The sequence below is a fragment of the Streptomyces sp. RPT161 genome, assembly GCF_027533845.1.
GTDB lineage: Bacteria > Actinomycetota > Actinomycetes > Streptomycetales > Streptomycetaceae > Streptantibioticus_A > Streptantibioticus_A silvisoli_A.
This window is the reverse complement of record NZ_JAPZVN010000001.1, coordinates 360430-385163: the sequence shown is the minus strand read 5'-3', so window position 1 is coordinate 385163 and position 24734 is coordinate 360430. Positions and strand designations below refer to the sequence as shown.

Genomic DNA, 24734 nt, shown 5'->3' with positions numbered 1-24734 from the left:
GCGCGGCGGGTTCAGGACAGGGGCACTGGGAATCGGCCAAGTCCCCGCGACATGCTCGAGTGGTCACGAAGTCCGGCTGGAACCGGCCATTTACGACGTCGGCGGATTCACCCCGCGGACCGCATCTCGGAGGATCCCTGTGCACATCGAACTTCTGGGCCCACTGAGCGCGGAGCTGAACTCAGTCTCCATCGCCCCCAACGCTGGCAAGCCCCGCCAGTTGCTGTGCCTGCTGGCGCTCAACGCCAACCAGGTGCTGCCCGTACCGACGCTGATGGAGGAGATCTGGGGCACCGAGATGCCCCGCAGCGCGCTCACCACGCTGCAGACCTACGTCCTCCAGCTGCGCCGGCTGATCACCGCGGCGCTGGGCCCCGACGCGCCGCAGGACGCCAAGGACGTCCTGGTGACCCGGCACGGGGGCTACCTGCTACAGGTCCCGAAGGGCTCGGTCGACGTGCACCGCTACGAGCGACTCGTCGCCGCGGGCCAGCAGGCGCTCGACAACGGTGAGGACGAGACCGCCTCGGCCGCCTACGACGAGGCCCTGTCGCTGTGGCGCGGTCCCGCCCTGGTCGACGTGCGCATCGGCCCGCTGCTGGAGATCGAGCTGGCGCGGCTGGAGGAGAGCCGGCTCGGCGTCCTGGAGCGGCGCATCGAGGCCGACCTGCGGCTGGGCCGGCACGGCCAGCTGCTGGCCGAGCTGACCACACTGATCGGCCGGCACCCGCTGCACGAGAACCTGCACGCGCACTGCATGACCGCCCTGTACCGCTCGGGCCGCCGCTGGCGGGCCCTGGAGGTCTACCAGGGGCTGCGCGGCCGTCTGGTGGAGGAACTGGGGCTGGAGCCCTCCCCGCACGTGCGGGGCCTGCACCAGGCGATCCTGGCCGCCGACCCGTCCCTGGACGCGCCGGGCAGCGAGCGCAGTTGCCAGGTCGGCCTGTACGCCGCCTGACCAGGTACGGCCCCGACGGGGCGGGTGCCGCACCAGGCCGGCGGACAGGCATGCCGTTCCCCGCTCGCCCGGGACGGGGCCGCAGCCGGGCCTCGATCAGTAATCCAGCCGTGGCCCCCACAGTGCACGCGACATGTTCCGCCGTATCCCGTGGCCGGAACCCGACGCACGATGTGGGGGCACCTTGCGCATCATCGACCTTTCGCAGCCGATCGACGCCTTCGGCTGGGAGCCGGACCCGATCACCCACGAGATCATGACACCCGCCGAAGGCGCCCGCCACATGAGCGAGGAGATGCGGGAGCACTTCGGCCTGGTGTTCGACCCGGCCGAGCTGCCCGGCGGTGAGCTGCTGTCCCTGGACACGCTGACGCTCACCAGCCACACCGGCACACACGTGGACGCGCCCTCGCACTACGGATCGGCCGGCGACTACGGCGTACCGCGCCACATCGACCAGATGCCGCTGGACTGGTTCCTGCGCCCCGCGGTCGTCCTGGACCTGAGCGACGCAGGCACCGGCGTGATCGGCGTGGACCGGATCAAGGCGGAGCTGGAGCGGATCGGATACCGGCCGCGCCCCCTGGACATCGTGCTGCTGCGCACTGGCGCCGACCGGCATGCCGGCACCCCCCGCTACTTCACTGACTTCGCCGGGCTGGACGGACCGGCCGTCGACCACCTCCTCGACCTTGGGGTGCGCGTCATCGGCACCGACGCCTGGAGCTTGGACGCGCCCTTCACCGACATGATCGAGCGGTACCAGAAGACCGGCGACGCGTCGGTACTGTGGCCCGCGCACTTCGCCGGGCGCCGCCGCGAGTACTGCCAGATCGAGCGGCTGACCCGACTGGGCGACCTCGAGCAGCCGTTCGGCTTCCAGGTCGCCTGTTTCCCCGTGAAGATCGCCGGTGCCGGGGCCGGCTGGACGCGGGCCGTGGCCCTGGTGGAGGAGTGAGCGGCCACCCGCGCCCGCGCCTGTTCTGCTTCCATCACGCGGGCGCCGGTGGCAGCTCCTTCGCGCGCTGGCAGCGGGTGTTCGGCGAGCGCCGCGAGGTGGTGCCCGTGCTGCTGCCCGGGCGCGACGCCCGCGCCGCCGAGCCGAGGATCACCGACCCCGGCCGGCTGACGGCCGAACTGCTGGGCACCCTGGGAACGTTGCTGGACCGGCCGTACGCGCTGTACGGGCACAGCCTGGGCGCCCTCGTCGCCCACACCCTCGCCCGCGCCGTGGCCGGGAGGGGCCTGCGCGAGCCCGACCTCGTGGTGCTGGGCGCCGCCCTGCCCCCGCACCTGCCCTCCCCGCTGCTGCCCGTCACCTTCCCACCCGACCACGAGCTGCTGCGCCGGCTGGTGGCCCAGGGCCAGCTACCCCGGGCGGCCATGGAGGAGGACGAGGACGGCGTCTGGCACCGTCGGGCACTGCCGGTGATCCGCGACGACCTGAAGCTCGCCGCCGCCCTGCGAGCGGCCGGGGGCGGGCTGCTGCACGTACCCGTGCTCGCCGTCGCGGGACGCGAGGACGCCGTCGCGCCCGCCCACCAGGTCGAGCAATGGCGCGCCTACACCACCGCCGGCTTCGCGCTGCGCACGGTCGCCGGCGGCCACTTCTTCGTACGCGACGGGCGGCTGCCCCGGCTGCTCGGCGAGGAGCTGGACGCGTGGCCGTATGCCTCCCCAGCGGCCGTCCGTCCCAAGTCGAGCAGCGTTTGAGGGCCGTGCCGCACCGTCGAAAGCACCTGCGGAACAGAACTCATCCGGGACACCCGCACACCGTCGGGAACCCCCGGGACACCAAGCAGAGAGGACGCGGTCGTGAAGACAGAGCGCACCCGTCACCACATCCGGGCCGAGCGGCCCCGGGAGGGTGGGCAGCGATGAACCGTCGAGTGGTCATCACCGGAATCGGTGTGGTCGCCCCCGGCGGGAGCGGGGGAAAGCAGCAGTTCTGGTCGCTGCTGACCGAGGGGCGCACGGCGACCCGCCCGATCTCCCTGTTCGACGCGTCCTCCTTCCGCTCCCGGATCGCTGCGGAGGCCGACTTCGATCCGGCCCGGTCGGGGCTCACCCCCCGCGAGATCCGCTGTATGGACAGGGCCGCGCAGTTCGCTGTGGTCAGCGCCCGCGAGGCGGTCACGGACAGCGGTCTCGACCTGGACGCACAGGACCCGTTCCGGATGGGCGTGACCATCGGCAGCGCGGTGGGCGCGACCACCGGCCTGGACACCGAGTACGCGGTGGTCAGCGACAGCGGCTCGAAGTGGCACGTCGACCACGAATACGCCGTGTCCCACCTGTTCAACCACTTCGTGCCCAGCTCCTTCGCCACCGAGGTGGCCTGGGCCGTGGGCGCGCAGGGCCCGGCCGGGGTGGTCTCCACCGGCTGCACCTCGGGACTGGACTCCGTCGGCCACGCCGTCGAGCTGATCCGGGAGGGCAGCGCCGACGTGATGATCGCCGGTGCCACCGACGCCCCGATCTCCCCGATCTCGGTGGCGTGCTTCGACGCGATCAAGGCCACCACGGCCCGAAACGACGACCCCGAGCACGCCTCGCGGCCCTTCGACCGCACCCGCAACGGCTTCGTGCTGGGCGAGGGCGCCGCCGTCTTCGTCCTGGAGGAACTCCAGGCGGCGCGCGCCCGCGGCGCGCACATCTACGCCGAGATCGCCGGCTTCGCCTCCCGCTCCAACGCGTACCACATGACGGGTCTGCGGGCGGACGGCAAGGAGATGGCCGAGGCCATCCGCGTCTCCCTGGACGAGGCCCGGCTCGATGCGACCGCGGTCGACTACGTCAACGCCCACGGCTCGGGCACCAAGCAGAACGACCGGCACGAGACCACCGCCTTCAAGCGGAGCCTCGGACAGCACGCCTACGACATCCCGGTCAGTTCCATCAAGTCGATGATCGGCCACTCGCTGGGCGCCATCGGCTCCCTGGAGATCGCCGCCTCGGCGCTGGCCATCGAGCACGGCGTCGTCCCGCCGACGGCCAACCTGCGCGAGCCGGACCCCGAGTGCGACCTGGACTACACCCCGATCACGGCCCGCGAGGCACGGATCGACACGGTGCTCAGCGTCGGCAGCGGCTTCGGCGGATTCCAGAGCGCCATGGTTCTCACCCGGCCGGAGAAGAGGGAGGCGGCATGAGCGTCGCACAGACAGAGCGGACCGCGGCCGGCATCGCGGCGCCCGGCGGACAGCACAGTACGGCTGCCCCGGTGTTCACCGGCATCGGCGTCACCGCGCCCAACGGCCTCGGCACCAGGGACTGGTGGAGCGCCACGCTCGCCGGCGAGAGCGGCATCCGCCCGGTCAGCCGCTTCGACGCCTCCCGGTACCCGGTCACGCTCGCCGGGGAGGTGCCCGGCTTCGATGTCAAGGAGCACATCCCCAGCCGGTTGATCCCGCAGACCGACCACATGACGCGGCTCGCCCTGACCGCGGCGGCCGAGGCCCTCGAGGACAGCGGGCTGGACCTGAAGGAGCTGCCGGAGTACGCGGCGGGCGTGGTAACCGCAGCCTCCGCGGGCGGCTTCGAGTTCGGCCAGCGCGAGCTGGAGGCACTGTGGAGCAAGGGCGGTCAGCACGTCAGCGCCTACCAGTCCTTCGCCTGGTTCTACGCCGTCAACACCGGGCAGATCTCCATCCGGCACGGGCTGCGCGGCCCCAGCGGCGTCCTGGTCACCGAGCAGGCCGGCGGCCTGGACGCGGTCGCCCAGGCCCGCCGCCAGCTGCGCAAGGGCAGCCGCATGATGGTCACCGGCGGCGTGGACGGCGCGATCTGCCCGTGGGGCTGGACCGCACAGCTCACCAGCGGGCGCCTGAGCACCCGGGACGACCCCCGGCAGGCGTATCTGCCCTTCGACGCTCGGGCGGCCGGCCATGTGCCCGGCGAGGGCGGCGCGATCCTGATCCTGGAGGACGCCGAGACAGCCCGCGCACGCGGCGCCCGCTGCTATGGCACCCTCGCGGGCTACGCGGCCACCTTCGACCCGGGGCCGGGCCGCGAGGGCGAGCCCGGACTGCGCCGTGCCGTCGAACTCGCCCTCGACGAGGCAAGGTTGTCGCCCGCCGACGTGGACGTGGTGTTCGCCGACGCCTCCGGAGTGCCCGAGCTGGACCGGCTGGAGGCCGAGGCCGTCACCCGCCTCTTCGGGCCCGGCAAGGTGCCCGTCACCGCACCCAAGACCATGACCGGCAGGCTCGCCGCGGGTGGCGCCTCGCTCGATCTCGCGGCGGCGCTGCTGTCCATCCGGGACTCGGTGATCCCGCCCACGGTCAATGTCACCGAGCCCGCCGAGGGGCTCCGCCTCGACCTGGTGACCGCCCTGCGCCGGGGCCCGGTGCGCACCGCGCTGGTGCTCGCCCGCGGCTTCAGCGGCTTCAACGCCGCCGCTGTGGTGACCGCCGCGGAGTGACCCGACGGCCAACTCCGCCTCAAGACAGCCCTCCGGGCTGGACGTTTGTACCACCGGTTCCACGAACCGGGATCCGTACCGAAAGGTGTTTCTTCATGGCTGAGATGTCGCTCAACGAACTCACCAAGCGGCTGCGCGAGTGCGCCGGCGAGGAGGAAGGCGTGGACCTGGACGGTGACGTCATGGACGTCCCGTTCGACGAGCTGGGCTACGACTCGCTCGCGGTGCTCCAGACCACGGGCCGCATCGAGCAGGACTACGGCGTCCGGATCTCCGACGACGCCGCCGCCGAGGCGCACACGCCGCGGATGCTGCTGGCCTTCATCAACGAGAGCCTGTCCCAGGCCGCCGCGGCCTGATCCCGCTGCCGCACTGGCAGCACACCTGCCGTCCGCCCTGGGCACCGCGCTCCGGGCGGACGGCGTTGCAGTGTTCCCCGGATCCCCCGAGCCGCACTCACCGGCCGCTTCCCGGTGCGCAGGCGAAGGCGCCGCGCCCCGGCCGTGGGACACGGTCCGGGGCGCGGCGCGCGAGGGGAGGGTCAGGACAGGTCGTCGCGGTACACCTGGCGGTGCCGGACCTGCCAGCGGCCCCCCGTGCGCACCAGCAAGTCGTCGCAGCGGGTGCTGACGTGCAGCTTGGCCTGGCCGCCGCGCGGGGTCTCGATGACGAGGGCGTAGCACTGGGCGAACACCCCGTCGGCACCGCGCTGTTCGACGTTGATCATGCCGAGCCAGTGGCGGCGCTGGATGCCCTTGGCCGCGTACTCGTCGGTGGCCTTGCGGGCCGCGGCGGCGATGACGGCGCGCCCCTCGGCCGGCTCCGGGTGCGCGTTCGCGGCGAACACGCCGTCCTCGGTGAAGGTCTCGGCCCAGTCCTCGGCCTTCCCGCTGTCCAGCAGCTGCATCTGGGCGGCGTAGAACTGCTGGATCTGCAGGTGCAGAACGGCCTCGGCGACGGCCGTGTCCGTGGTGGTCATGCTGGTCCCTTCCGGTGGACGCGCGGTGATGTCGCCCGCGAGTCTGCGCGGCCGGGCTCCAACCGCGCTGGAAGGCCGCTGGAGTACGGGCCGCCCGGCCCCGTCCAGCTCCGCTCGACCTCCCTTCGAGACCAGCCCGGCACGTTGGTCCCCAGCCGGAACGAACGTACGGCGAGAACGAGTGAAGGGAGCGTGCGCCATGGCGAACGAGGAGCGGCGGGTCGCACTGGTCACCGGAGGTACCAGCGGCATCGGCCTGGCGACGGCCAGGGACCTCGCGGCCAAGGGCTTCGCGGTCTTCATCTGCGCCCGCGGCGAGGAAGCGGTGCGGCTGACCGTAAAGGAACTGCGCGCCGAGGGGCTCGAGGCCGACGGCGCCACCGCGGACGTGCGCCGCCCCGAGTCGGTCCGGGCGCTGGTCGCCGCCGCGATCGAGCGGTACGGCCGGATCGACGTCCTGGTCAACAACGCGGGCCGCAACGGCGGCGGCGTCACCGCCGACCTGACCGACGAGCTCTGGTACGACGTCATCGACACCAACCTCAACAGCGTCTTCCTGACCACCCGTGAGGTCCTGAAGCAGGGCGGTCTGCAGGAGCGCGGCTGGGGCCGGATCATCAACATCGCCTCCACCGGTGGCAAGCAGGGCGTCGTCCTGGCCGCCCCCTACTCCGCGTCCAAGCACGGCGTGATCGGCTTCAGCAAGGCGCTCGGCAAGGAGCTGGCCCCCACCGGCATCACCGTCAACGCCGTCTGCCCCGGCTACGTCGAGACGCCGATGGCCCAGCGGGTCCGCGAGGGCTACGCGGCCGCGTTCGACACCACCGTCGACGACATCCAGAAGCAGTTCGAGGCGAAGATCCCGCTCGGCCGCTACTCCACCCCCGAAGAGGTCGCCGGCCTGGTCGGCTACCTGACCACCGACACCGCCGCCTCCATCACCGCGCAGGCGCTCAACGTCTGCGGCGGTCTCGGCAACTACTGAGATCCCCCGGGTTCCGCCCGAAGCCCGGTGGACCCGCTCCAGACACCACGCTCGAAGAGAGGTAGAAACCCCGTGTCCGTTGACGTGTCCGCCCCGGCTGCAGCGCCCCAGGAGCACCGGACCCTGCACAGCGCCGCCATCGAGGCGCCGGCCGAGGTCGTGTACGACATCATCGCCGACGTCACCCGCTGGCCGCAGTTCTTCGCCCCGAACGTCCATGTCGAGCACCTGGAGCGGGACGAGACGAGCGAGCGCATCCAGATCTGGGCCACCGCCAACGGCGAGGTCAAGCACTGGATCTCGCGCCGCGAGCTGGACCGTGCCAACCTGTCCGTGGTCTTCCGCCAGGAGGTCTCCCAGCCGCCGGTCGCCTCCATGGGCGGCAAGTGGGTGGTCACCCCGATCTCCCCGGCCTGCTGCCTGCTGGAGCTGTACCACGACTTCACCGCCGTGGACGGGTCGGCCGAAGGTGAGGGGTGGATCCGCGCCGCGCTCGACCGCAACAGCGCCGCTGAGCTCGACGGCATCAAGCGCATCGCGGAACTCGCCGACCAGCTGGACGAGTTGATGTTCACCTTCGACGACACGGTGCACATCGACGGCGCCAGCAAGGACGTCTTCGACTTCCTCAACCGCGCCGACCTGTGGCCCCAGCGCCTGCCGCACGTCGCCCGCCTGGAGCTGACCGAGGAGTCCCCCGGCCTGCAGGTCATGGCCATGGACACGCGGACCGCCGACGGCTCCACGCACACCACCGAGTCGGTCCGGGTGGTCTTCGGTGAGGACCGCATCGTCTACAAGCAGACGACCGTGCCCGCGCTGATGACGGCCCACACCGGCCGCTGGACGATCGTGCCAGCCGAGCGCGGCGGCGTGGACGTCACCTCGCGCCACACCGTCATCATCAAGGCGGCGGCGGTCGAAAAGGTGCTCGGCGAGGGGAAGACCGTCGCCGACGCCCGCGCCTACATCCACCGGGCCCTGAGCACCAACAGCACCAACACCCTCAAGCACGCCCGCGCCTACGCGGAGGCCCGCCGTGGCTAACCGCCCCGAGGGCTGCGCGCCCCAGGCCCACGCGCCCGAGGCCTACGCGCCCGAGGTGCCCCGGCGGCTGGACGGCCTGGTGGCCGAGGCCGCCGCCGGGGCCCCGGGCCGTACCGCCCTGGTGTGCGGCGCGGAGCGGATCACCTACGGCGAGCTGGACCGGCGGGTCACGGTGGCGGCCGTGGCACTGGGCACGCTGCTACCCGGGACCGGCGCCACCGTCGCGGTCGCCTCGGTGCTGCACCCGGACTTCGCCGTGGCGTACTACGCCGCCTCCCGCGCCGGTCACGTCGCCGCGGTGGTCAACCCGCTGCTGCGCGAAGAGGACCTGCTGCACGTCCTCACCCTCAGCCGGGCCCGGCTGGCGTTCGTGGACGCCGCGCTGTACGAGCGGCTGGCCGGGGTCCGGGACCGGCTGCCCGGCCTGGAGCAGGTGGTCCTCATCGGCGACCGCCTGCCCGAAGGGCTGCCCGCTCTGCGGGAACTGACGGACACGGCACCGGGCGGCCGCGTACCGGCCGAAGTGCCGACGGGCCCCGACGACGTGGCCTGCGTCCAGTTCACCAGCGGCACCACCGGGCGGCCCAAGGCGGTCCGGCTCACCCACCGCAACCTGACCGTCAACGCCGACCAGATCACCCTGGCGCACCGCCTCGACGGGACATCGGTGACCGTCAACCACCTGCCGACCTTTCACCCGATGCACCTCAACTCCGCGGTGCGGGCCGCGGCCACGCAGGTGCTGTGCACCGGTTCCCAGCCGGTCCACGCGGTCACCGCCGCCAACGAGCACGGTGCGACGCACCTGTACAGCCTGCCCGTACGGCTGGCCATGCTGGCCGCCGATCCGGCCCTGGACGAGTTGGGGCTGCGCACGGTCACCCGGATCGCCTCCGGCGGCTCGGGCCTGCCGGTCGCCGCGGCCGCCCGGCTCACCGAGCGCTTCGGCATCCCCGTCTTCCAGGGGTACGGGCTGGCCGAGACCTCGCCGTTGACCCACAGCGACGACCCCGACCACCCGGTGCACGGCTCGGTCGGCAGGCCGGTCCCGGGCACGGAGTGCCGGGTGGTGGACGTCGAGAGCCGCGCGGTGCTGCCCGCCAGCTCGGTGGGGGAGGTGCAGCTGCGCGGGCCGCAGGTGATGAAGGGCTACCTCGGCGGCCCCGAGGGAACCGGTCTTGAGCCGGACGGCTGGCTGACCACCGGGGACGTCGGACGGATCGACGACGAAGGGCGGCTGTTCCTCATCGACCGCCTGAAGGACGTCTTCAAGTGCGACAACTTCCTCGTCGCGCCCTCCGAGGTCGAGCTGGTCCTCGGCCGGCACCCCTTTGTGCGCGAGTCGGTGGTCGTCGACCTCCCGGACGCGTTCAGCGGCGCGGTGGCCGGCGCCCTGATCGTGCTCGACCCGTCGGCCACCGCGGACGGCACCGCCGAGCAGGCTGTCGCCGAGGCCGTGGCCTTCGTCAACGACCGGCTCCCGTACTACCAGCACATCCGGCAGGCCCGAGCCGTCGAGGCCATCCCCCGCTCGGGCAACGGCAAGATCCAGCGCCGGCTACTGCGGGAGCAGCTGATCGGCCTCCTGGCCGCCGCCTGATCCGTCCTTCCCGGCCTGGGCGGCCTTCCAGCCCGGGCGGCCCTCGCTCGCCCACCAGCCTTCCATCCACGCACCAGAGAGGCGGCACCTATGCCCGCTCCGCTGTTCACCGTGATCAACACCTTCACCCTCAAGGACCCCGCAGGCGCCGAGGAGTTCGAGCGCCGCTTCCTCGACCACGTCCAGTGGATGCGGGCACAGGAGGGGTTTCGGGCCCACCAGGCGGTCCGCGTCACCGAGCGGCCCGAGGTCTATGTGAACCTCGGCTGGTGGGCGGCGCCCGACCTGTTCAAGCAGGTCATGGCGAGCGAGACGTTCCAGCAGCACGCCAAGGAGTTCCACCGCATCGTCGACGTCGAGGCCGACCCGTCGTTGGGCGTGCTGCGCATCGACGCCGAGGGCGGGCAGCTGGCGGGCGGCGACCCGGTCGACCTGATCGAACGGTTCACCGTCACCGGCGACGCGGAGGCCTTCGAGGCGGCCTACCGCTCCTACGCCGAGGCGGCCGCCCGCCGGGACGGCTTCGGCCACACGGATCTCGCCAAGTCCGTCGTGCGGCCCGGTGGATACACCGCCGCCACCCGCTGGAGCGGACCGGCCGCCTACCGCGCCGCACAGGACACACCCGAGTACGCGGCCGTGCTGCGGCTCGCCGAGGTCGAGACGGTCGCCGCCACGCCGGTCGCGGGCAACCGCGCGCTCGAGGTGACACGCCATGGCTGATCTCGGCCTGGAGGCGAAGGTCGCCTTGGTCACCGGGGCGACCCGCGGCGTGGGCCTGGCCGTCGCCCGCAAGCTGTGCGGGGCGGGCGCCACCGTCATACTGAACTACGCGCGTTCCGAGGACGACGCGCGCCGCGCTGTCGAGGAGCTCGCCTCGCTCAAGGGCGAGGCGGTGGCCCTGCGGGCCGATGTGACCCGCCCCGCGGAACTGGACCGGCTGCTCGGGCAGGTGCGCGAGCGGTACGGGCGGCTCGACGTGTTGGTGCACAACGCGGCCTCCTGGAACCCGGCGCCCGCCGTCGGCGCGGACCCGGCCAAAGTGCGCGCCGACCTCTCGGCAGCCCTCGATCCGCTGCTGTATGGCGCACCCGCGATCGCCGACCTGATGGTCGGCGGCCCCGGCCGGATCGTCGCGGTCTCCAGCAGCGGCGCGCACTCGGTCATCCCGCGCTATGTGGGCCTCGGCGTGGCCAAGGCGGCGCTGGAAAGCCTGGTGCGCTATCTCGCGGTGGAGCTGGCAGGGCGAGACATCGCCGTCAACGCCGTCTCCACCTCGAAGATCGACAAGGGGCCCGGCACACCCCAGCCGGAGGTGGCCGCCGCCCTCGCAGCACGCACCCCGGCCGGACGCCTCACCACGCCCGAGGACATCGCGGACACGGTGGCCCTGCTGTGCACGGCGGAGGCCGGCTGGATCCACGGCCAGGTGATCAGGGCCGACGGCGGCCTCGGCCTGCGGGGCTAGGGAGGAACGCGACGATGGAGAGCCCACGGACCGAAGCAACCGAACAGACCGAACGGACCGAACAGGCCCCCCGATCCCGACCGGCCCTGGCCGACGAGGAGTTCACGGCCGACATCTGTGTCGTCGGCGCCGGACCCGCCGGCCTGGTGCTGGCGCTGCTGCTGCTGAAGTCCGGGCTGCGGGTCGCGGTCGTCGAACGCGCCCGTGCCCACCAGCGGGAGTTCCGCGGCGAGATCCTGCAGCCGGGCGCGCTCAGGCTGCTGGACCACCTCGGTGTGCTCGGCGGCGCCCGGGCCCGCGGCGCCCACGAGCACACCCGCTTCCGGCTGGTGGAGGGCGGCCGCGCGCTGCTCGACATCGACTACCGGGCGCTGCCCGCGCCCCACGACTACCTGCTGAGCATCCCGCAGGCGCACGTCCTGGACGAACTGCTGCTGCACTGCGAGAAGTACGAGGGCTTCACCTACCTCGACGGGCGGCGGGTCGGCGCACTACTGCGCACGGACGGCCGGATCACCGGCGTGGCCGCCGACGGGCCTGGCGGGGCCTGCACGGTGCAGGCGCACGTCGTGGTCGGCGCGGACGGCCGCTTCTCCAAGGTGCGCCGCCTGGCCGGCATCGAAGCGGGCCGCACCGAGGCGTTCGACCTGGACGTGCTGTGGTTCAAGCTGACCGACGATGGGCCCGGCAGCCGCGACCGCGAGGCCGTCAGGGACGTCCAGGTGTTCCGGGCGGGCCAGAGCCCCGTCCTGGTCTACGACTCCTGGCCCGACCGCGTCCAGATCGGCTGGACCTTGCCCCACAAGGGGTTCAGGGACGTGGCCGCCAAGGGGCTCGACCACGTCAAGGAACAGCTGGCGCTGGCGGTCCCGCCCTACGCGGGCCTGATACGCGAGCAGATACGCTCGATGCGCGACCTCAGCCTGCTGGACGTCTTCTCCGGGCGGGCCGAGCGCTGGGCGGACGACGGCCTGGTCCTGATCGGCGACGCCGCCCACACCCACAGCCCCATCGGCGCGCAGGGCATCAACCTGGCCATCCAGGACGCGGTGCTGCTGCACCCGCTGCTGGTCGCCTCGCACCGTGCGAGGGACGCGAGCGGGCGCTTCCTGTCGGCGTTCGAACGAACCCGTTCCGCAGACATAGAGCAGGTCATGCGGCTGCAGCGGCTGCAGAGCCGGGCGATGCTCTCGCACGGCACCTTCGCCACCCGCGTACGGCCGAAGCTGGCCGCGCTGCTCCGGCGCACACCGGCCTACCGCAAGGTGCTCGACCGCATCGCCTTCGGCAACCCCTCAATCCGCGTCGCCGAGGAGTGCTTCGTACCCGACGTTCCCGAGAGGAGGAATCGGTGAAGGCCCTGGTGCTGTCAGGCGGGTCGGGCACCCGACTGCGCCCGTTCACCTATTCCATGCCCAAGCAGCTCATGCCCGTGGCCAACCGGCCGGTGCTCGAGCACGTCCTGGAGAACATCCGGGAGCTGGGCGTCAGCGAGGTCGCCGTCGTCGTCGGCGACCGTGCCCCGGAGATCGCCGCCGTGCTGGGCGACGGTGCCCGCCTCGGTCTGCGCCTCACCTACATCCGGCAGGAGCAGCCGCTCGGGCTGGCCCACTGCGTCAAGATCGCCCGGGAGTTCCTGGGCGAGGAAGACTTCGTGATGTACCTCGGCGACAACATGCTGCCGCAGGGCGTCAAGGAGATGGCGCGGGAGTTCACCGAGCACCGCCCCACCGCGCAGGTCGTCGTGCAGCGCGTCGCCGACCCGCGGGCATTCGGCGTGGTCGAGGTCGCGCCGGACGGCCGGGTGACGCGGCTGGTGGAGAAGCCCGAGCAGCCGCGCAGCGATCTCGCGCTGACCGGCGTCTACTTCTTCACCCCCGTCATCCACCAGGCCATCGACAAGATCACTCCCAGTGCGCGCGGCGAACTGGAGATCACCGACGCCCTCCAGTGGCTGGTCTCGTACGGTGCCACCGTCCGGGCCCGGGAGTACACCGGGTACTGGAAGGACACCGGACGCGCCGAGGACGTGCTGGACTGCAACCGCGAGCTCCTGCGCGGTGTCGAGCGGTCGGTGGCCGGCCTAGTGGACGACGACAGCGAGCTCACCGGCCCAGTCGTGGTCGAGCCCGGCGCGCGCGTGGTGCGCTCGCGGATCGTCGGCCCGGCCATCGTGGGCGCCGGCAGTCAGGTGGTCGACTCCCGCGTCGGCCCGTACACCTCCATCGGACGGGACTGCCGACTGCGCGACACCGCCGTGGAGGACTCCATCGTGCTGGACGGCGCCTCCGTCTCCCGGGTGCCCGCGCTGCGCGGCTCCCTCATCGGCCGCTCCGCCGCTGTCTCCTCCGCGGGCGGCGGCACGGTGCACCACCGCCTCGTGGTCGGCGACCACACCCAGGTGGAGGTGGCCGCGTGAAGATCCTGGTCACCGGCGGGGCGGGGTTCATCGGCTCGCACTACGCACGCGGACTGCTCGACGGACGCCACCCCGGCTACGAGGACGCCGACGTCACCGTCCTGGACAAACTCACCTACGCCGGCAACCGCGACAACCTGCCCGAGCGGCACCCCCGGCTGACCTTCGTGTACGGCGACGTGTGCGATCTGCCGCTGCTGCTGGACCTGCTGCCCGGCCATGACGCGGTGGTGCACTTCGCCGCCGAGTCGCACGTCGACCGCTCGCTGCACGCGGCCGCGGAGTTCGTCCGAACCAACGCCGGCGGCACCCAGACCCTGCTGGAGGCCGTGCTGCGCACGGGCGTCGAGCGGGTGGTGCACGTCTCCACCGACGAGGTGTACGGCTCCCTCGACGAAGGCTCCTGGACCGAGCACAGCCCGCTGCTGCCCAACTCGCCCTACGCGGCGTCCAAGGCCGCGTCCGACCTGATCGCCCGCGCCTACTTCCAGACGCACGGCATCGACCTGTCGATCACCCGCTGCTCGAACAACTACGGCCCCTACCAGCACCCCGAGAAGCTCATCCCGCGCTTCGTCACCCACCTCCTGGAAGGCCGCCGGGTGCCGCTGTACGGGGACGGGCTGAACGTCCGTGAGTGGCTGCATGTGGACGACCACTGCCGTGCCCTCCAACTGGTGCTCACCGGCGGCCGGGCGGGCGAAATCTACAACATCGGCGGCGGCGACGACCGCACCAACGCCGCCCTGACCGAGGAACTGCTGAGGCTGTGCGGCGCGGGACCCGGGATGGTCGAGCGGGTCGCCGACCGCAAGGGCCACGACCGCCGCTACGCCATCGACGACACCAAGATCCGCGGGGAACTGGGTTACGCGCCGCGCATCCCCTTCGAGCGCGGCCTCGCGGACACCGCCGCCTGGTACCGCGACAACCCCGGCTGGTGGAAGCCCCTGAAAAAAACCGAGGAGGAGAACCGATGACCGCCGAAGGACGCCCGCAGCCGACCGGTGCGCCGGTGCTGGTGGTGGGCGCGGGTCCGGTCGGGCTGACCGCGGCCCACGAACTCGCCCGCCGCGGCGTGCGCGTGAGGCTGGTGGACGCGGCGCCGGGACCGGCCACCACCAGCCGCGCGCTGGCCACCCACGCCCGCACCCTGGAGACCTACGACCAGATGGGCGTGCTCGACGACGTGCTGCCGCGCGGCCAGCGGGTGGAGCACTTCACGCTGCACCAGAACGGCCGCCGGCTGATCCGCTTCGACACCGACTACCGCAAGCTGCCCACCCGCTATCCCTTCACGCTGATGGTCGACCAGGTCATCACCGAGGGGGCGCTGCGCGCCGCGGCCGCCCGCCAGGGCGTCGAGGTGGAGTGGGGGGTGCGCCTGACCGGCTTCACCGACCACGGCGCGGGCGTACGCGCCGAGTTGGAGCACGCGGACGGCCGCACCGAGACCTTCGAGGCGGGCTGGCTGGTGGGCTGCGACGGCGGGCACAGCACCGTACGCAAGCAGCTCGGCCTCAAGCTGGTCGGCGAGAGCAGCGAGACCTGGCTGATCGCGGACGCGGTCGTGCACTGCGACCTGCCCCGGGACAGCATCCACTGGATGCGCACCCCGACCGGCACCGTGATGATGGTGCCCTTCCCGGACCCGGGCAAGTGGCGGCTGCTGGACACCGCCGAGGTGTCCTACGGCGGCGACGACGCGGCCGTGGCACGCCGGTTCGAGCGCAAGATCCGCACCGGTACGGGCCGCGAGGTGCGGGTGGAGAACCCCACGTGGGTGTCCGTCTTCACCATTCAGCAGCGCATGATCCCGTGCATGCGCAAGGGCCGCTGCCTGCTGGCCGGCGACGCCGCCCATGTCCACAGCCCCGCCTCCGGGCAGGGCATGAACACCGGTGTCCAGGACGCCGTCAACCTCTCCTGGAAGCTGGCGTCCGTCATCCACGGCTCGGCCGACGAGAGCCTGCTGGACAGCTACAGCGCCGAGCGCGTCCCGGTGGGCGCCGCCCTGCTGAAGTCCACCAAGTTCGCCACGCTGCTGGTGCAGCTGCGCAGCCGTTACGCGGCCGCGGCACTGCGCGCGCTGTTCACCTTCGTCCGGTCGGTGCCGCCGCTGAAGTCTCGCATCGAGCAGAAGATCATGGGCGGGATGTCGGCGCTCGACCTCGGGTACGGCGACGGGCCGCTGGCCCTTGCGGCCGACGAGGGCGCCGGCACGAGCGACGCGCTGAGCGCGGGGGCCGCGCTCCCGGCCGGCGACCGGGCGAGCCGGGTCACCGCCTGCCGCGCCGCCGAGTCGGCCGGCTGGCGCGAACTGATCGAGGAACTGCGCCGCCCCGGCTGGACGCTGCTGACCCGGCCGGACACCGACCGGGCGGGCGGAGCCGGGGAGTTCACCCCGCTCGCCGGACTGACGCGTACCTACCAGGGAGTCGTCCACGTCCGCAGCTTCGTACCACGGCCGCGGAGCGCGGAGGGGTCGGTCACCCCGCTGGTCGACCCGGACGGGCGGCTCGCCGCCGACCTGGGGCTGGAGCCAGGCGGCTGGCTGCTGATCCGCCCGGACGGCTACGCGGCCGCGAGCGGTGGCCGGGCGGACGCCCCCGAGCGGGCGCTGGCCACGCTCGGCATCCATCCGGCGGGTCGACTGGACACACAGGCGGAGGAAGGGGAGAACCATGCAGTACCGGCGACTGGGTGACCACGGGCCTGTCGTGAGCCGGGTCGCCTTCGGCAACTCGCTGACCGCGGGCAACCAGCTCGATGACAGCGCGGCCGTGGCCTGCGTCCGCGCGGCGCTGGACGCGGGCATCACCACCTTCGACACCGCGGACGTCTACGCCGGAGGCCGGGCCGAGGAAGTCCTCGGCCGGGCCCTGGCGGCCGTCCCCCGCGACCAGGTGGTCCTCTGCACCAAGGTCGGCCGGGGCGCTGGCGGCGACTCCAACGGGCCCGGCGGCCTGAGCCGCGCCCGGATCCGCGCCTGCCTGGACGCCTCACTGCGGCGGCTGGGCACCGACCACATCGACGTGTACCAGGCGCACCTCTACGACGACGCCACCCCGCTGGAGGAGACCATGGCGGCCTTCGCCGACGCGGTCGAGGCGGGCAAGGTGCGCTACGTGGGCGTCTCGGAGTGGGCCGCCCCCGAACTGGCCGAGGCCGGCCGGCTGGCCCGGGAGGCAGGGGCCCCGCTGGTGTCCAACCAGCCGCAGTACAACCTGCTGTGGCGGGTCATCGAGGACGAGGTGATCCCCGCCTGCGTGCCGCTGGGCATCGGGCAGATGGTGTGGTCACCGCTGGCCGGCGGCGTCCTGACCGGAAAGTACCGGCCGGGCGCCGAACTCCCCGAGGGCTCGCGGGCAGTGGCCGCCCAGGGCGGCGACGTCTCGCTGCGTCGCTGGCGCTTCCTGGAGGACCGGGTCCTGGAACGGGTGCAGGCGCTCCAACCGCTCGCCGAGGAGGCGGGGTTGACGCTTCCTCAGCTCGCGCTGGCCTGGGTGCTGCACCAGCCGCAGGTCGTCTCGGCCGTCATCGGCGCCTCCGCGCCGGAGCAGATCGAGCGGAACCTGCGCGCCGTGGACGCCGTACTGGATCCGGGTCTGACGGCCCGCATCGACGAGGTGCTGGGCGATGCGGTGGTCCGGGATCCGCAGCTCACGCTGAGCCGGATGCTGCGGGCCAAGCGGACAGCCGCGGCCTGATCCGGTACGCGACGTGCGAGGGTCTCCCCTCCCGCCGGGAGAGGAGACCCTCGCACCTCAGAGGCGCGGCCGCCGCGGGACGCGGATCACTCGGCCGGCTCGGCGGCCACCGGCGCCGGGCGCTGCCCGGGCTCCTTCCCGCCCACCGCGGGCGGGGCGGCAGCGGCGGCGGGGCGCGGCATGAACAGCGCCAGCGCGCCCGCCACCAGCGCCAGCACGGTCGCCATGAGAAGGGCCTTGGCGTAGCCGTGGGTGAGTGCGGCCGCTCCCGCCGCGGTCCCGGCGACCGCGCTGAGCACGGCGAGACCGAGGCCGCCGCCCATCTGGCGCGCGGTGTTCATCAGGGCGGAGGCCAGCCCCGCGTCCTGGGCCGCGACCCCGGAGGTCGCGGCGGCCGTCATCGGCAGTACGACCGCACCGAGGCCCAGGCCCAGCAGAACGCCGGGGCCGAGGACATCGACGGTGAACGAGCCGTCGGGCGAGAAACGCGACTGCCACAGCAGCCCGCCCGCCGTCAGCAACCAGCCCAGCGCCAGCGGCACCCGCGGCCCCATGGCCTGCACCAAGCGCCGCACCAGTAGCGAGGCCACGGCGATCGCGAGGGTCAGCGGCAGCATGGCCAGGCCCGCCTGGAGCGGCGTGTAGCCGAGCACGCGCTGGAGGTAGAGCGTGACGAAGAACATCACCGAGGTGGTCACGGCACCGATTACCAGCGCGGCCACGTTTCCCAGCGTCAGGGCGCGGCTGCGGAAGATCCGCAGCGGCATCAGCGGCTGCGCGGTGCGCGCCTCCACGAGGACGAAGGCCACCAGCAGCACCACGGCGACCGCGAGGACCCCGCCGGTCAGCGGGGCGGCGAACGGGTGGGTCTCCAGCTCGGAGAGGCCGTACGACGCACAGGCCAGGGCCGCGGTGACCAGGACGGCACCCGTAACGTCCAGGGCCCGGCCGCGTGCGTGCCCGGGGAAGGCCGGCAGCGCGCGCAGCGCGACCACCACCAGCACCGCGCCTATGGGCACGTTGACGAACAGCACCCAACGCCAGCCCAGCGCGTCTGTCAGCACTCCGCCGAGCAGGATGCCGCAGCTGCCGGCCGCGGTCGCGGTGGCGCCCCAGGCCGCGATCGCCTTGGTGCGCGCCTGCAGGTCCTCGTAGGTGGCGTTGATCAGGGCCAGCGGGGCCGGGGCGAGGAACGCCGCACCCAGGCCCTGCAGGGTACGGGCGGCGATCAGCAGCCCGCCGCCGGGGGCCAGGCCGCCCAGCAGGCTGGCGGCGGTGAACAGGACGAGTCCGGCGGTGAACATCCGGCGCCGCCCGAAGAGATCGGCGGCGCGCCCGCCCAGCATCAGGAAGCCAGCGAAGGCCAGCAGGTAGGCGTTGACGACCCACTGCTGGCCCCCGGCGCCGAGCCCGAGGTCCTCGCGCATCGACGGCAGGGCGACGTTCACGATGGTGGTGTCCAGCACCACCATGAACTGGGCGGCACAGGCCACCACCGCCACGGCCCACCCGGGCGCCGGCCCGGAGCGGTCGGCGGACGGCACAGCATTCATTGGTGTTCCTTCGTTCAGGTCCCATGGGCCCATGGCCTGCCGGGCCACGGGTCTCATGGGCCAGGTGTTCTTGTCGTGGTCCGAGGGATGGTCTGACGGGCGCCGCGCGGCGCCCCGCAACGGGCGTGCCGTCAGGCGGTCCGCAGACGGGTGCGGGCGGCCTGACGGCACGGGAAGGCGATCGGCGGCCCGCCGGAAGGAGACGGGGACACCCTAAGGTCAGATGATGAGGTGGCCGCCGCTGACCGGCAGAAACGCGCCAGTCACATACGACAGTTCGTCGCCCGCGAGGACGGCGACGGCACGGGCCACGTCCTCCGGCTCGCCGATGCGGCGCAGCGGGGTCTGGTCGATGACGGAGGCGAGGGTGCGGCCCCACTCGTCCTTGGCGTTCCACTTCTTCATCAGGTTCTCGCTGCGGGTAGCGCCCGGGATGACCGTGTTGAAGCGGATGTTCTTCGGGCCCAGCTCGATCGCCAGGTGCTTCATCGCGGCCTCCATCGGGGCCTTGGCCACCGCGTGGCCGATGGCGCCGGCCGCGGCCTGGCGCGAGAAGCTGTCCGAGATCAGGATGACGGTGCCCTGCTCCCGCTCGATCATGCCGGGCAGCACCGCGTAGGCCGGGCCGAGGGTGGCGCGGGCCTGGGTGGCCATCTTGTCGACCAGCGCCTCGACCGGGTGGTTGAGGGCCGGGCCACGCAGCACGTCGCGGTATCCGCTGGAGTTGAGGACGAGGATGTCGATCGGGCCGAGCTGCTGCTCGACCCGCTCGACCATGGCTTTGGTGCTCTCGCCGTCGGAGATGTCGGCCTGTGCGGTGACGGCGCGGCCGCCCTGCTCCTCGATGCCCGCGACGACCTTCTGCGCGGCCTCCTCGGAGCTGAGGTAGTTCACCGCGACCGCGGCGCCCCGTCGGCCCAGCTCGGCGGCGATGGCCGCGCCGATGCCCCGGCTGGCGCCGGTCACCAGCGCGGTCCTGCCCTTGAGAGAGAGTTCAATCATGCCGCCGAGGCTAGAAATGCGCGCCTGAACGCCACTTGAGCGATTCAGGAGCGGGTGGCGGTGGGGTCAGCGGGCACCGGCGCCTTCCTCCGGCGCCCACTCCCAGCCGTTCTCCGTGACCCGGACCCGTGGCCAGGCCAGCGTTCCGGCGCCGATCTCGGCCAGCACCTCCTCGGTCCAGCCCAGTTCGGCCCGGCACATGCGCAGCGCGTACTCGTTCTCGATCACGAACAGCCGGGGAATGCTGCCGCTCGCGGCCAGCGCCTGCTCGATCCGCGCGGCCCGCTCGCGCAGCCGTCCCGAGCGCTCCCGCAGCGCCCCCGTCGCACGGTCCTCATCGAGCGCTCCCAGGTAGCCGACCGCCGTAAGGAAGGCGGGCGGCTGCCGGTCCGGAGTGGCCAGCTGGGCGACGACGTGCCGGGCGAACTCGCTCCTGCCGCGGTCGGTTAGTGCGTACGCCGGGCCGTCGGCGTGCGCCACGGTCTCGGTCAGGCCCGCCTCGCCGAGCGCACGCGCCACCGCCGCGAACTCCTGCGGCCCCGGCGTGGGCGGCCCCTCCACAGGGCTGTCCGCGGCCCGCTCGGCCACGGTCCGGGCGAACTCCCGCGGGGTCATCGGCCGCTCCAGCAGCAGGCCGAGGGACAGCAAGGCGAGGGGCGAGGCCGCGGCGGGCGCCGTCCCGGCTGTCCCCCCTGCCGGCGCGCTCGATGTGTCCACGTCTACCGTCTCCGTCTCCGACTTCTCCACGTACGTCTCCTCCACCTTCCGTATCGGGCCCGGCTCCGTATCGAGCCCGAGGCGCGAGCCTGACCCACCGCGCTGTAGTGCCGCCGGAGCACCGCCCGTTGCGGGCTCGGCGGTGCCCGTGCTCCGGCCGCCTTCGAGCGCCACCCGATACCCCGGCCGCATGCTGGCCGCCCCCCCCCGGGCACGCGGCCCGGGGCCGGAGAAGCCAGCACAACCGGCAGGCCCCGTACGAGGGAAGGAAGTTGATGAGCGAGGAGAACACCGCGGTGCTGATCGCGGGTGGCGGCATCGTCGGCCTGTCGGCGGCGGTGTTCCTGCGCCGCCACCACGTGCCCGTACTGCTGGTGGAGCGCCACCCCGGCACGTCGATGCTCGCCAAGGCGCGGGTGCTCAGCCCGCGCACGATGGAGCTGTACCGCGGGCACGGCCTGGAGGAGGCGGTGCGCGCCGCACCGCCCTCGGTCTTCCTGGCCGCCACCGACGTCGTGCGGGCCACCACCCTGGCCGGGCCCGAGGAGTACCGCGGCAGCAGGCCGCCGGGCGAGTCGGTCGGCTGGGCCAGCCCCTGCCCGCCGGCCCTGGTCGAGCAGAGCACCGTGGAGCCGCTGGTGCGGGCCCGCGCCGAGGAACTGGGCGCCGACGTCAGGTTCCACACCGAGCTCGGCGAGGTCGCCCAGGACGCCGACGGCGTCACCGCGGGCGTCACCGACCGCGCGAGCGGGCGCCGGTACACGGTACGGGCGCGCTATCTGATCGCCGCGGACGGCCATCGCTCCCCGCTGCGCGGCGCGCTGGGCATCCGCACCCGGGGCAGGCGGCTGGCTCACGTAGTCAACATCGCATTCGAGGCCGACCTCGGTGCCGCGCTGCGCGGCCGCCCCGTCGGCCTGGCCTACTTGGCCCGTCCGGTGCCCGGCACGCTGCTGGCCCGGCTGGACGGCGCCGACCGCTGGGTGCTGATGGTGCCGTACGACCCCGAACGCGGTGAGGGACCCGCGGACTTCACCCCCGAGCGCTGTGCGGCGGACGTACGGGCGGCGGTCGGTGCTCCCGACCTTCCGGTGCGGGTGCTGCCCGCAGTGCCGGGCACCGGGCGCGCCGTGCACACCTGGGAGCTGGCCTCCTGGGTCGCCGAGGAGTACCGCCGCGGCCGCATCCTGCTGGCCGGGGACGCGGTCCATGTGATGCCGCCATCCGGCGGGCTCGGCGCCAACACCGGCATCCAGGACGTGCACAACCTTGCCTGGAAGCTGGCCGCGGTCCTCCAGGGCCGCGCCGGCGCCGGACTCCTGGACACCTACGAGCCCGAACGCCGCCCCGTGGCCGAGCTGACCTGCGCCCTGTCCACCCGGCTCCAGGAGGAGCGGGCCGGGGCTGGCGGGGAGGACGCGGCCGCCCGGGCCGGCCGCATCGCCCTGGGACTGGGCTACCGGTACGACTCCGAGGCGGTGGTGGCGGCGGACGGCGAGGACGGGCTCGGCGAGTCGGGGCGACCGGGCACCCGGGCCCCGCATCTGGACCTGGTGCGGGACGGCCGCGCGTGTTCCAGCATCGATCTGTACGGGCCGGACTTCACCCTCGTCCTCGGCCCTGACACGGCAGATGACGCCCCCTCGGCGCCGGACGCCCTTCCGGCACCGGACGGGTGCGTGGCGGGGGACGGGCGCCTGGAAGTGCTGCGGATCGGCCGGGAGTTGGCCGACCCGTCCGGGCGCTGGGCCGCCGCGCACGGCGTTGGCAGCGGCGGGGCGGTGCTCGTACGGCCGGACGGCTTCGTCGCGTGGCGCGCGCCCGTCTGGGACGCGGGGGCCGCGCGGGAGCTGCCCGGGGTGCTGGCCCGAGTCCTCGCGCTGCCCCGGCTGTTCGTGGCCGCCGGCCGCTGAGCCAGCCGAACGCCGTGGGGCGCCGGGCAGGGGTCTCCCTGCCCGGCGCCCCACGGCATTATCCGGGCGTTCTCGCAACAGATGGGTCCCCGCCTGCGGTCAGCCCGACTCGCGCGCGTCCCAGGCCGCCAGGATCTGCGCCTCCCGCTCGCGGGTCAGCGTCTGGTCCGGGTAGCGGTACTCCGCGAACGCCTCCTCCATACCGCCCTGTTCCGTCATCCAGGTCCAGGTGTCGCGCACGGACTCGGCGAAGGGGCGGCAGCGCAGCCCGTCCTCCAGCGCCTTCTTCGAGGAGAAGTCCCAGACACTGGCGAGCTGTTCCGTGGGCGGCGCCCAGAACGGCACGGTCACGAACGGCGGGATCTGCTGGGCGGAGAGGAACGCGTCCTCCACCCACACCGGCTCAGTGCCTGCGTCCGTCAACGACACCACCTGCTCGATGAGTTCACCCCACGTGGCGTTGCCGGGCTCACCGGTGGTCAGATAGGTGCCGGAGCCGCACGCCGCGATGCGGTCCAGGCCGAAGGCCGCGATGTCCCGGGCGTCGATCAGCTGCATCGTGCGGCCGGGGGAGCCCGCGGCGAGCATCCGCCCGCCCTGCGCGGCCCGCCGCAGCCAGTAGGGGATGCGCCGCATGCGGTCGCCGGGGCCGATGACCACACCGGGGCGCAGCACCAGCACCCGGCCGTCGAAGTCCCGTTCGACGGCGCGCTCGCAGCCGGCCTTCAGCGCGGGGTACTGGCCGTCGTCTGGGCCGGCCTCGGGGGAGCACGCGAAGCGCGGCGAGGACTCGTCGACGGGGGCCGCGGGCCAGGGCTGCAGGGCGTTGATGGAGGAGACGTACAGGTAGGTGCCGGCCTGACGGCTCAGCTCGCGGGCCGAGGCGCCGACCACGCGGGGCACATAGCCGCACACGTCGACCACCGCGTCCCAGGGTCCCGCTGCGGCCAGCCGCGCGAGATCGGCCTCGTTCTCGCGGTCGCCCGTGATCGTCTCGACGCCGGGCAGGTCGGCGCCGGAGCGGCCGCGGTGGAAGGTGGTGACCTCCCAGCCGCGGGCGAGGGCGTCGGCCACGAAGGCCTTGCCCAGGAAGACCGTTCCACCGATGACCAGAAGTCTCATGCCAGATACACCGTTTCTGTCGGAGAGCTGTGAGGAAAGCTGTGCCGGGCGGGTTCAGCCGGAGGGCAAAGACGCCACCAGCGCCCGGTAGGCGGGCTCGAACTCGGCGTCATAACGGGCGCGGAGCGCGGGCGGCATGCCGCCGAGCATGAACTCCCTGGCCTCGGGGGCCGCCTTCTCCAGCAGCAGCGGCATCGTCGGCACGAAGTCCATGGGGTCGTGGCCCAGGGCGAGGGAGGCGAGCATCGCCCGGTACCCCTCGGCGGTCACCTTCTCCCGCAGGACCGGCACCATGGTGCGCTCCTCGAGCCTGAGGTGGTCGTGCATCAGGGCGTCGAACTCGGCGACGCGGGCCAGCAGACCGGTGAGCACCACCTCGCGCTCGCCCGTGCCGGCGGCGAGCCTGCGCAGGCCCTCGTCGATGCCGGCGAGGTGGTCGTCCAGCGACGCGTGCTGTTCCTCCAGCGTGCGCGCGACCCCGGCCAGGTCCGGCTCGGTATCCAGGACGACCGGCCAGACGTGCGAGTCCTCGCTGGTGTGGTGTCCCTCGAGGATGGTGGTGAACATCTGCCACCAGCTGGTCAGCCGCCGTACCGTGGCAGCGTCCAGACAGCCGGCCGCCGCGGCGCCGGCCAGCCGCCGATGCAGCTCCGGGATCACCCGGCGGATCAGGTCGTGCGTGATGGTGAACCCGGTGAGGTTGTTGCCCGGGCCGGGGGCGGGGGCCCCGGCCCGGGGAGCTGGCGTGCTGCTGGGCTGTGTCGTGTCGGTCGTCGCGGACAACGCCCACTCCTCTCGTGCCGGCCGCCGGTACGCCCGGCAGGCGCTCGTGTGGGGG

General features: G+C 73.1%; 23 protein-coding genes. 17 read left to right on the top strand and 6 right to left on the bottom strand.

The genetic code is table 11. From position 1 onward, the window contains the following. Positions 1–139: 139 nt before the first annotated feature. The 6 genes from O5O46_RS01635 to O5O46_RS01610 all read left to right on the top strand — a co-directional run bounded on the left by O5O46_RS01635 (position 140) and on the right by O5O46_RS01610 (position 5740). Positions 140–958 (top strand): AfsR/SARP family transcriptional regulator, encoded by an 819-nt coding sequence (locus tag O5O46_RS01635; RefSeq protein WP_269853359.1) that lies wholly within the window; start codon positions 140–142, stop codon positions 956–958. A gap of 184 nt (positions 959–1142) precedes the next feature. Continuing rightward, positions 1143–1916 (top strand): cyclase family protein, encoded by a 774-nt coding sequence (locus O5O46_RS01630; RefSeq protein ID WP_269853358.1) that lies wholly within the window; start codon positions 1143–1145, stop codon positions 1914–1916. Next, positions 1913–2671, top strand: a complete 759-nt coding sequence (locus O5O46_RS01625; RefSeq protein WP_269853357.1) for a thioesterase II family protein — start codon at positions 1913–1915, stop codon at positions 2669–2671. The genes O5O46_RS01630 and O5O46_RS01625 overlap by 4 nt, the downstream gene beginning before the upstream one ends. 164 nt (positions 2672–2835) lie before the next feature. Beyond that, positions 2836–4110, top strand: coding sequence for a beta-ketoacyl-[acyl-carrier-protein] synthase family protein (locus O5O46_RS01620; protein ID WP_269853356.1), 1275 nt, complete (start codon positions 2836–2838; stop codon positions 4108–4110). Beyond that, the gene (locus tag O5O46_RS01615) at positions 4107–5381 is read left to right on the top strand and encodes a ketosynthase chain-length factor (RefSeq protein ID WP_269853355.1); all 1275 of its coding nucleotides are present in this window, start codon (positions 4107–4109) and stop codon (positions 5379–5381) included. Before O5O46_RS01620 ends, O5O46_RS01615 begins: the two co-directional genes overlap by 4 nt. Positions 5382–5476: 95 nt before the next feature. Beyond that, complete coding sequence (locus tag O5O46_RS01610) at positions 5477–5740, top strand: acyl carrier protein (protein ID WP_269853354.1); 264 nt, start codon at positions 5477–5479, stop codon at positions 5738–5740. Between the two features lie 182 nt (positions 5741–5922). Here O5O46_RS01610 and O5O46_RS01605 read toward each other — a convergent pair whose 3' ends face one another. Beyond that, complete coding sequence (locus O5O46_RS01605) at positions 5923–6360, bottom strand: nuclear transport factor 2 family protein (RefSeq protein WP_269853353.1); 438 nt, start codon at positions 6358–6360, stop codon at positions 5923–5925. Between the two features lie 199 nt (positions 6361–6559). Between O5O46_RS01605 and fabG the strand changes: the two genes are divergently transcribed. The 10 genes from fabG (at position 6560) to O5O46_RS01555 (ending at position 17589) form a co-directional block, all read left to right on the top strand. Next, the gene (gene fabG, locus O5O46_RS01600; RefSeq protein WP_269853352.1) at positions 6560–7345 is read left to right on the top strand and encodes a 3-oxoacyl-ACP reductase FabG; all 786 of its coding nucleotides are present in this window, start codon (positions 6560–6562) and stop codon (positions 7343–7345) included. A 72-nt stretch (positions 7346–7417) separates the two neighbouring features. Continuing rightward, positions 7418–8392, top strand: a complete 975-nt coding sequence (locus tag O5O46_RS01595; RefSeq protein WP_269853351.1) for an aromatase/cyclase — start codon at positions 7418–7420, stop codon at positions 8390–8392. Then, the gene (locus O5O46_RS01590; RefSeq protein WP_269853350.1) at positions 8385–9992 is read left to right on the top strand and encodes a class I adenylate-forming enzyme family protein; all 1608 of its coding nucleotides are present in this window, start codon (positions 8385–8387) and stop codon (positions 9990–9992) included. Before O5O46_RS01595 ends, O5O46_RS01590 begins: the two co-directional genes overlap by 8 nt. Before the next feature lie 90 nt (positions 9993–10082). Beyond that, positions 10083–10715: an antibiotic biosynthesis monooxygenase family protein gene (locus O5O46_RS01585; protein ID WP_269853349.1), complete on the top strand. Its 633-nt coding sequence runs from the start codon at positions 10083–10085 to the stop codon at positions 10713–10715. Next, positions 10708–11460, top strand: coding sequence for an SDR family oxidoreductase (locus tag O5O46_RS01580; protein WP_269853348.1), 753 nt, complete (start codon positions 10708–10710; stop codon positions 11458–11460). The genes O5O46_RS01585 and O5O46_RS01580 overlap by 8 nt, the downstream gene beginning before the upstream one ends. Before the next feature lie 14 nt (positions 11461–11474). Beyond that, positions 11475–12815, top strand: coding sequence for an FAD-dependent monooxygenase (locus O5O46_RS01575; protein ID WP_269853347.1), 1341 nt, complete (start codon positions 11475–11477; stop codon positions 12813–12815). Beyond that, the gene (locus O5O46_RS01570; protein WP_269853346.1) at positions 12812–13879 is read left to right on the top strand and encodes a glucose-1-phosphate thymidylyltransferase; all 1068 of its coding nucleotides are present in this window, start codon (positions 12812–12814) and stop codon (positions 13877–13879) included. The genes O5O46_RS01575 and O5O46_RS01570 overlap by 4 nt, the downstream gene beginning before the upstream one ends. Continuing rightward, positions 13876–14859 (top strand): dTDP-glucose 4,6-dehydratase, encoded by a 984-nt coding sequence (gene rfbB / locus O5O46_RS01565; RefSeq protein ID WP_269853345.1) that lies wholly within the window; start codon positions 13876–13878, stop codon positions 14857–14859. The genes O5O46_RS01570 and rfbB overlap by 4 nt, the downstream gene beginning before the upstream one ends. Next, positions 14856–16586: an FAD-dependent oxidoreductase gene (locus tag O5O46_RS01560; protein WP_269853344.1), complete on the top strand. Its 1731-nt coding sequence runs from the start codon at positions 14856–14858 to the stop codon at positions 16584–16586. Before rfbB ends, O5O46_RS01560 begins: the two co-directional genes overlap by 4 nt. Further along, positions 16564–17589: an aldo/keto reductase gene (locus O5O46_RS01555; protein ID WP_269853343.1), complete on the top strand. Its 1026-nt coding sequence runs from the start codon at positions 16564–16566 to the stop codon at positions 17587–17589. Before O5O46_RS01560 ends, O5O46_RS01555 begins: the two co-directional genes overlap by 23 nt. Positions 17590–17675: 86 nt before the next feature. On the opposite strand, the gene O5O46_RS01550 is transcribed toward O5O46_RS01555, so the two are convergent. The 3 genes from O5O46_RS01550 to O5O46_RS01540 form a co-directional block, all read right to left on the bottom strand. Next, entirely contained in the window at positions 17676–19142 is a 1467-nt protein-coding gene (locus O5O46_RS01550) for an MFS transporter (RefSeq protein ID WP_269853342.1), read from the bottom strand. Between the two features lie 219 nt (positions 19143–19361). Further along, positions 19362–20144: an SDR family NAD(P)-dependent oxidoreductase gene (locus O5O46_RS01545; protein ID WP_269853341.1), complete on the bottom strand. Its 783-nt coding sequence runs from the start codon at positions 20142–20144 to the stop codon at positions 19362–19364. A gap of 66 nt (positions 20145–20210) precedes the next feature. Further along, a complete protein-coding gene (locus O5O46_RS01540) occupies positions 20211–20891 on the bottom strand; it encodes a PadR family transcriptional regulator (RefSeq protein WP_269853340.1) in 681 nt (226 codons plus the stop codon). A 245-nt stretch (positions 20892–21136) separates the two neighbouring features. Here O5O46_RS01540 and O5O46_RS01535 point away from each other — a divergent pair, with 245 nt between their 5' ends. Continuing rightward, complete coding sequence (locus O5O46_RS01535; protein ID WP_269853339.1) at positions 21137–22774, top strand: FAD-dependent monooxygenase; 1638 nt, start codon at positions 21137–21139, stop codon at positions 22772–22774. Between the two features lie 99 nt (positions 22775–22873). Here the strand turns inward: O5O46_RS01535 and O5O46_RS01530 are convergent, their stop codons facing one another. Together O5O46_RS01530 and O5O46_RS01525 are read right to left on the bottom strand one after the other, a co-directional pair. Continuing rightward, on the bottom strand, positions 22874–23896 hold the full coding sequence (locus O5O46_RS01530) for an NAD-dependent epimerase/dehydratase family protein (protein WP_269853338.1): 1023 nt from the start codon (positions 23894–23896) through the stop codon (positions 22874–22876). Positions 23897–23950: 54 nt separating this feature from the next. Next, complete coding sequence (locus O5O46_RS01525; RefSeq protein ID WP_269853337.1) at positions 23951–24679, bottom strand: hemerythrin domain-containing protein; 729 nt, start codon at positions 24677–24679, stop codon at positions 23951–23953. Positions 24680–24734 lie beyond the last annotated feature (55 nt).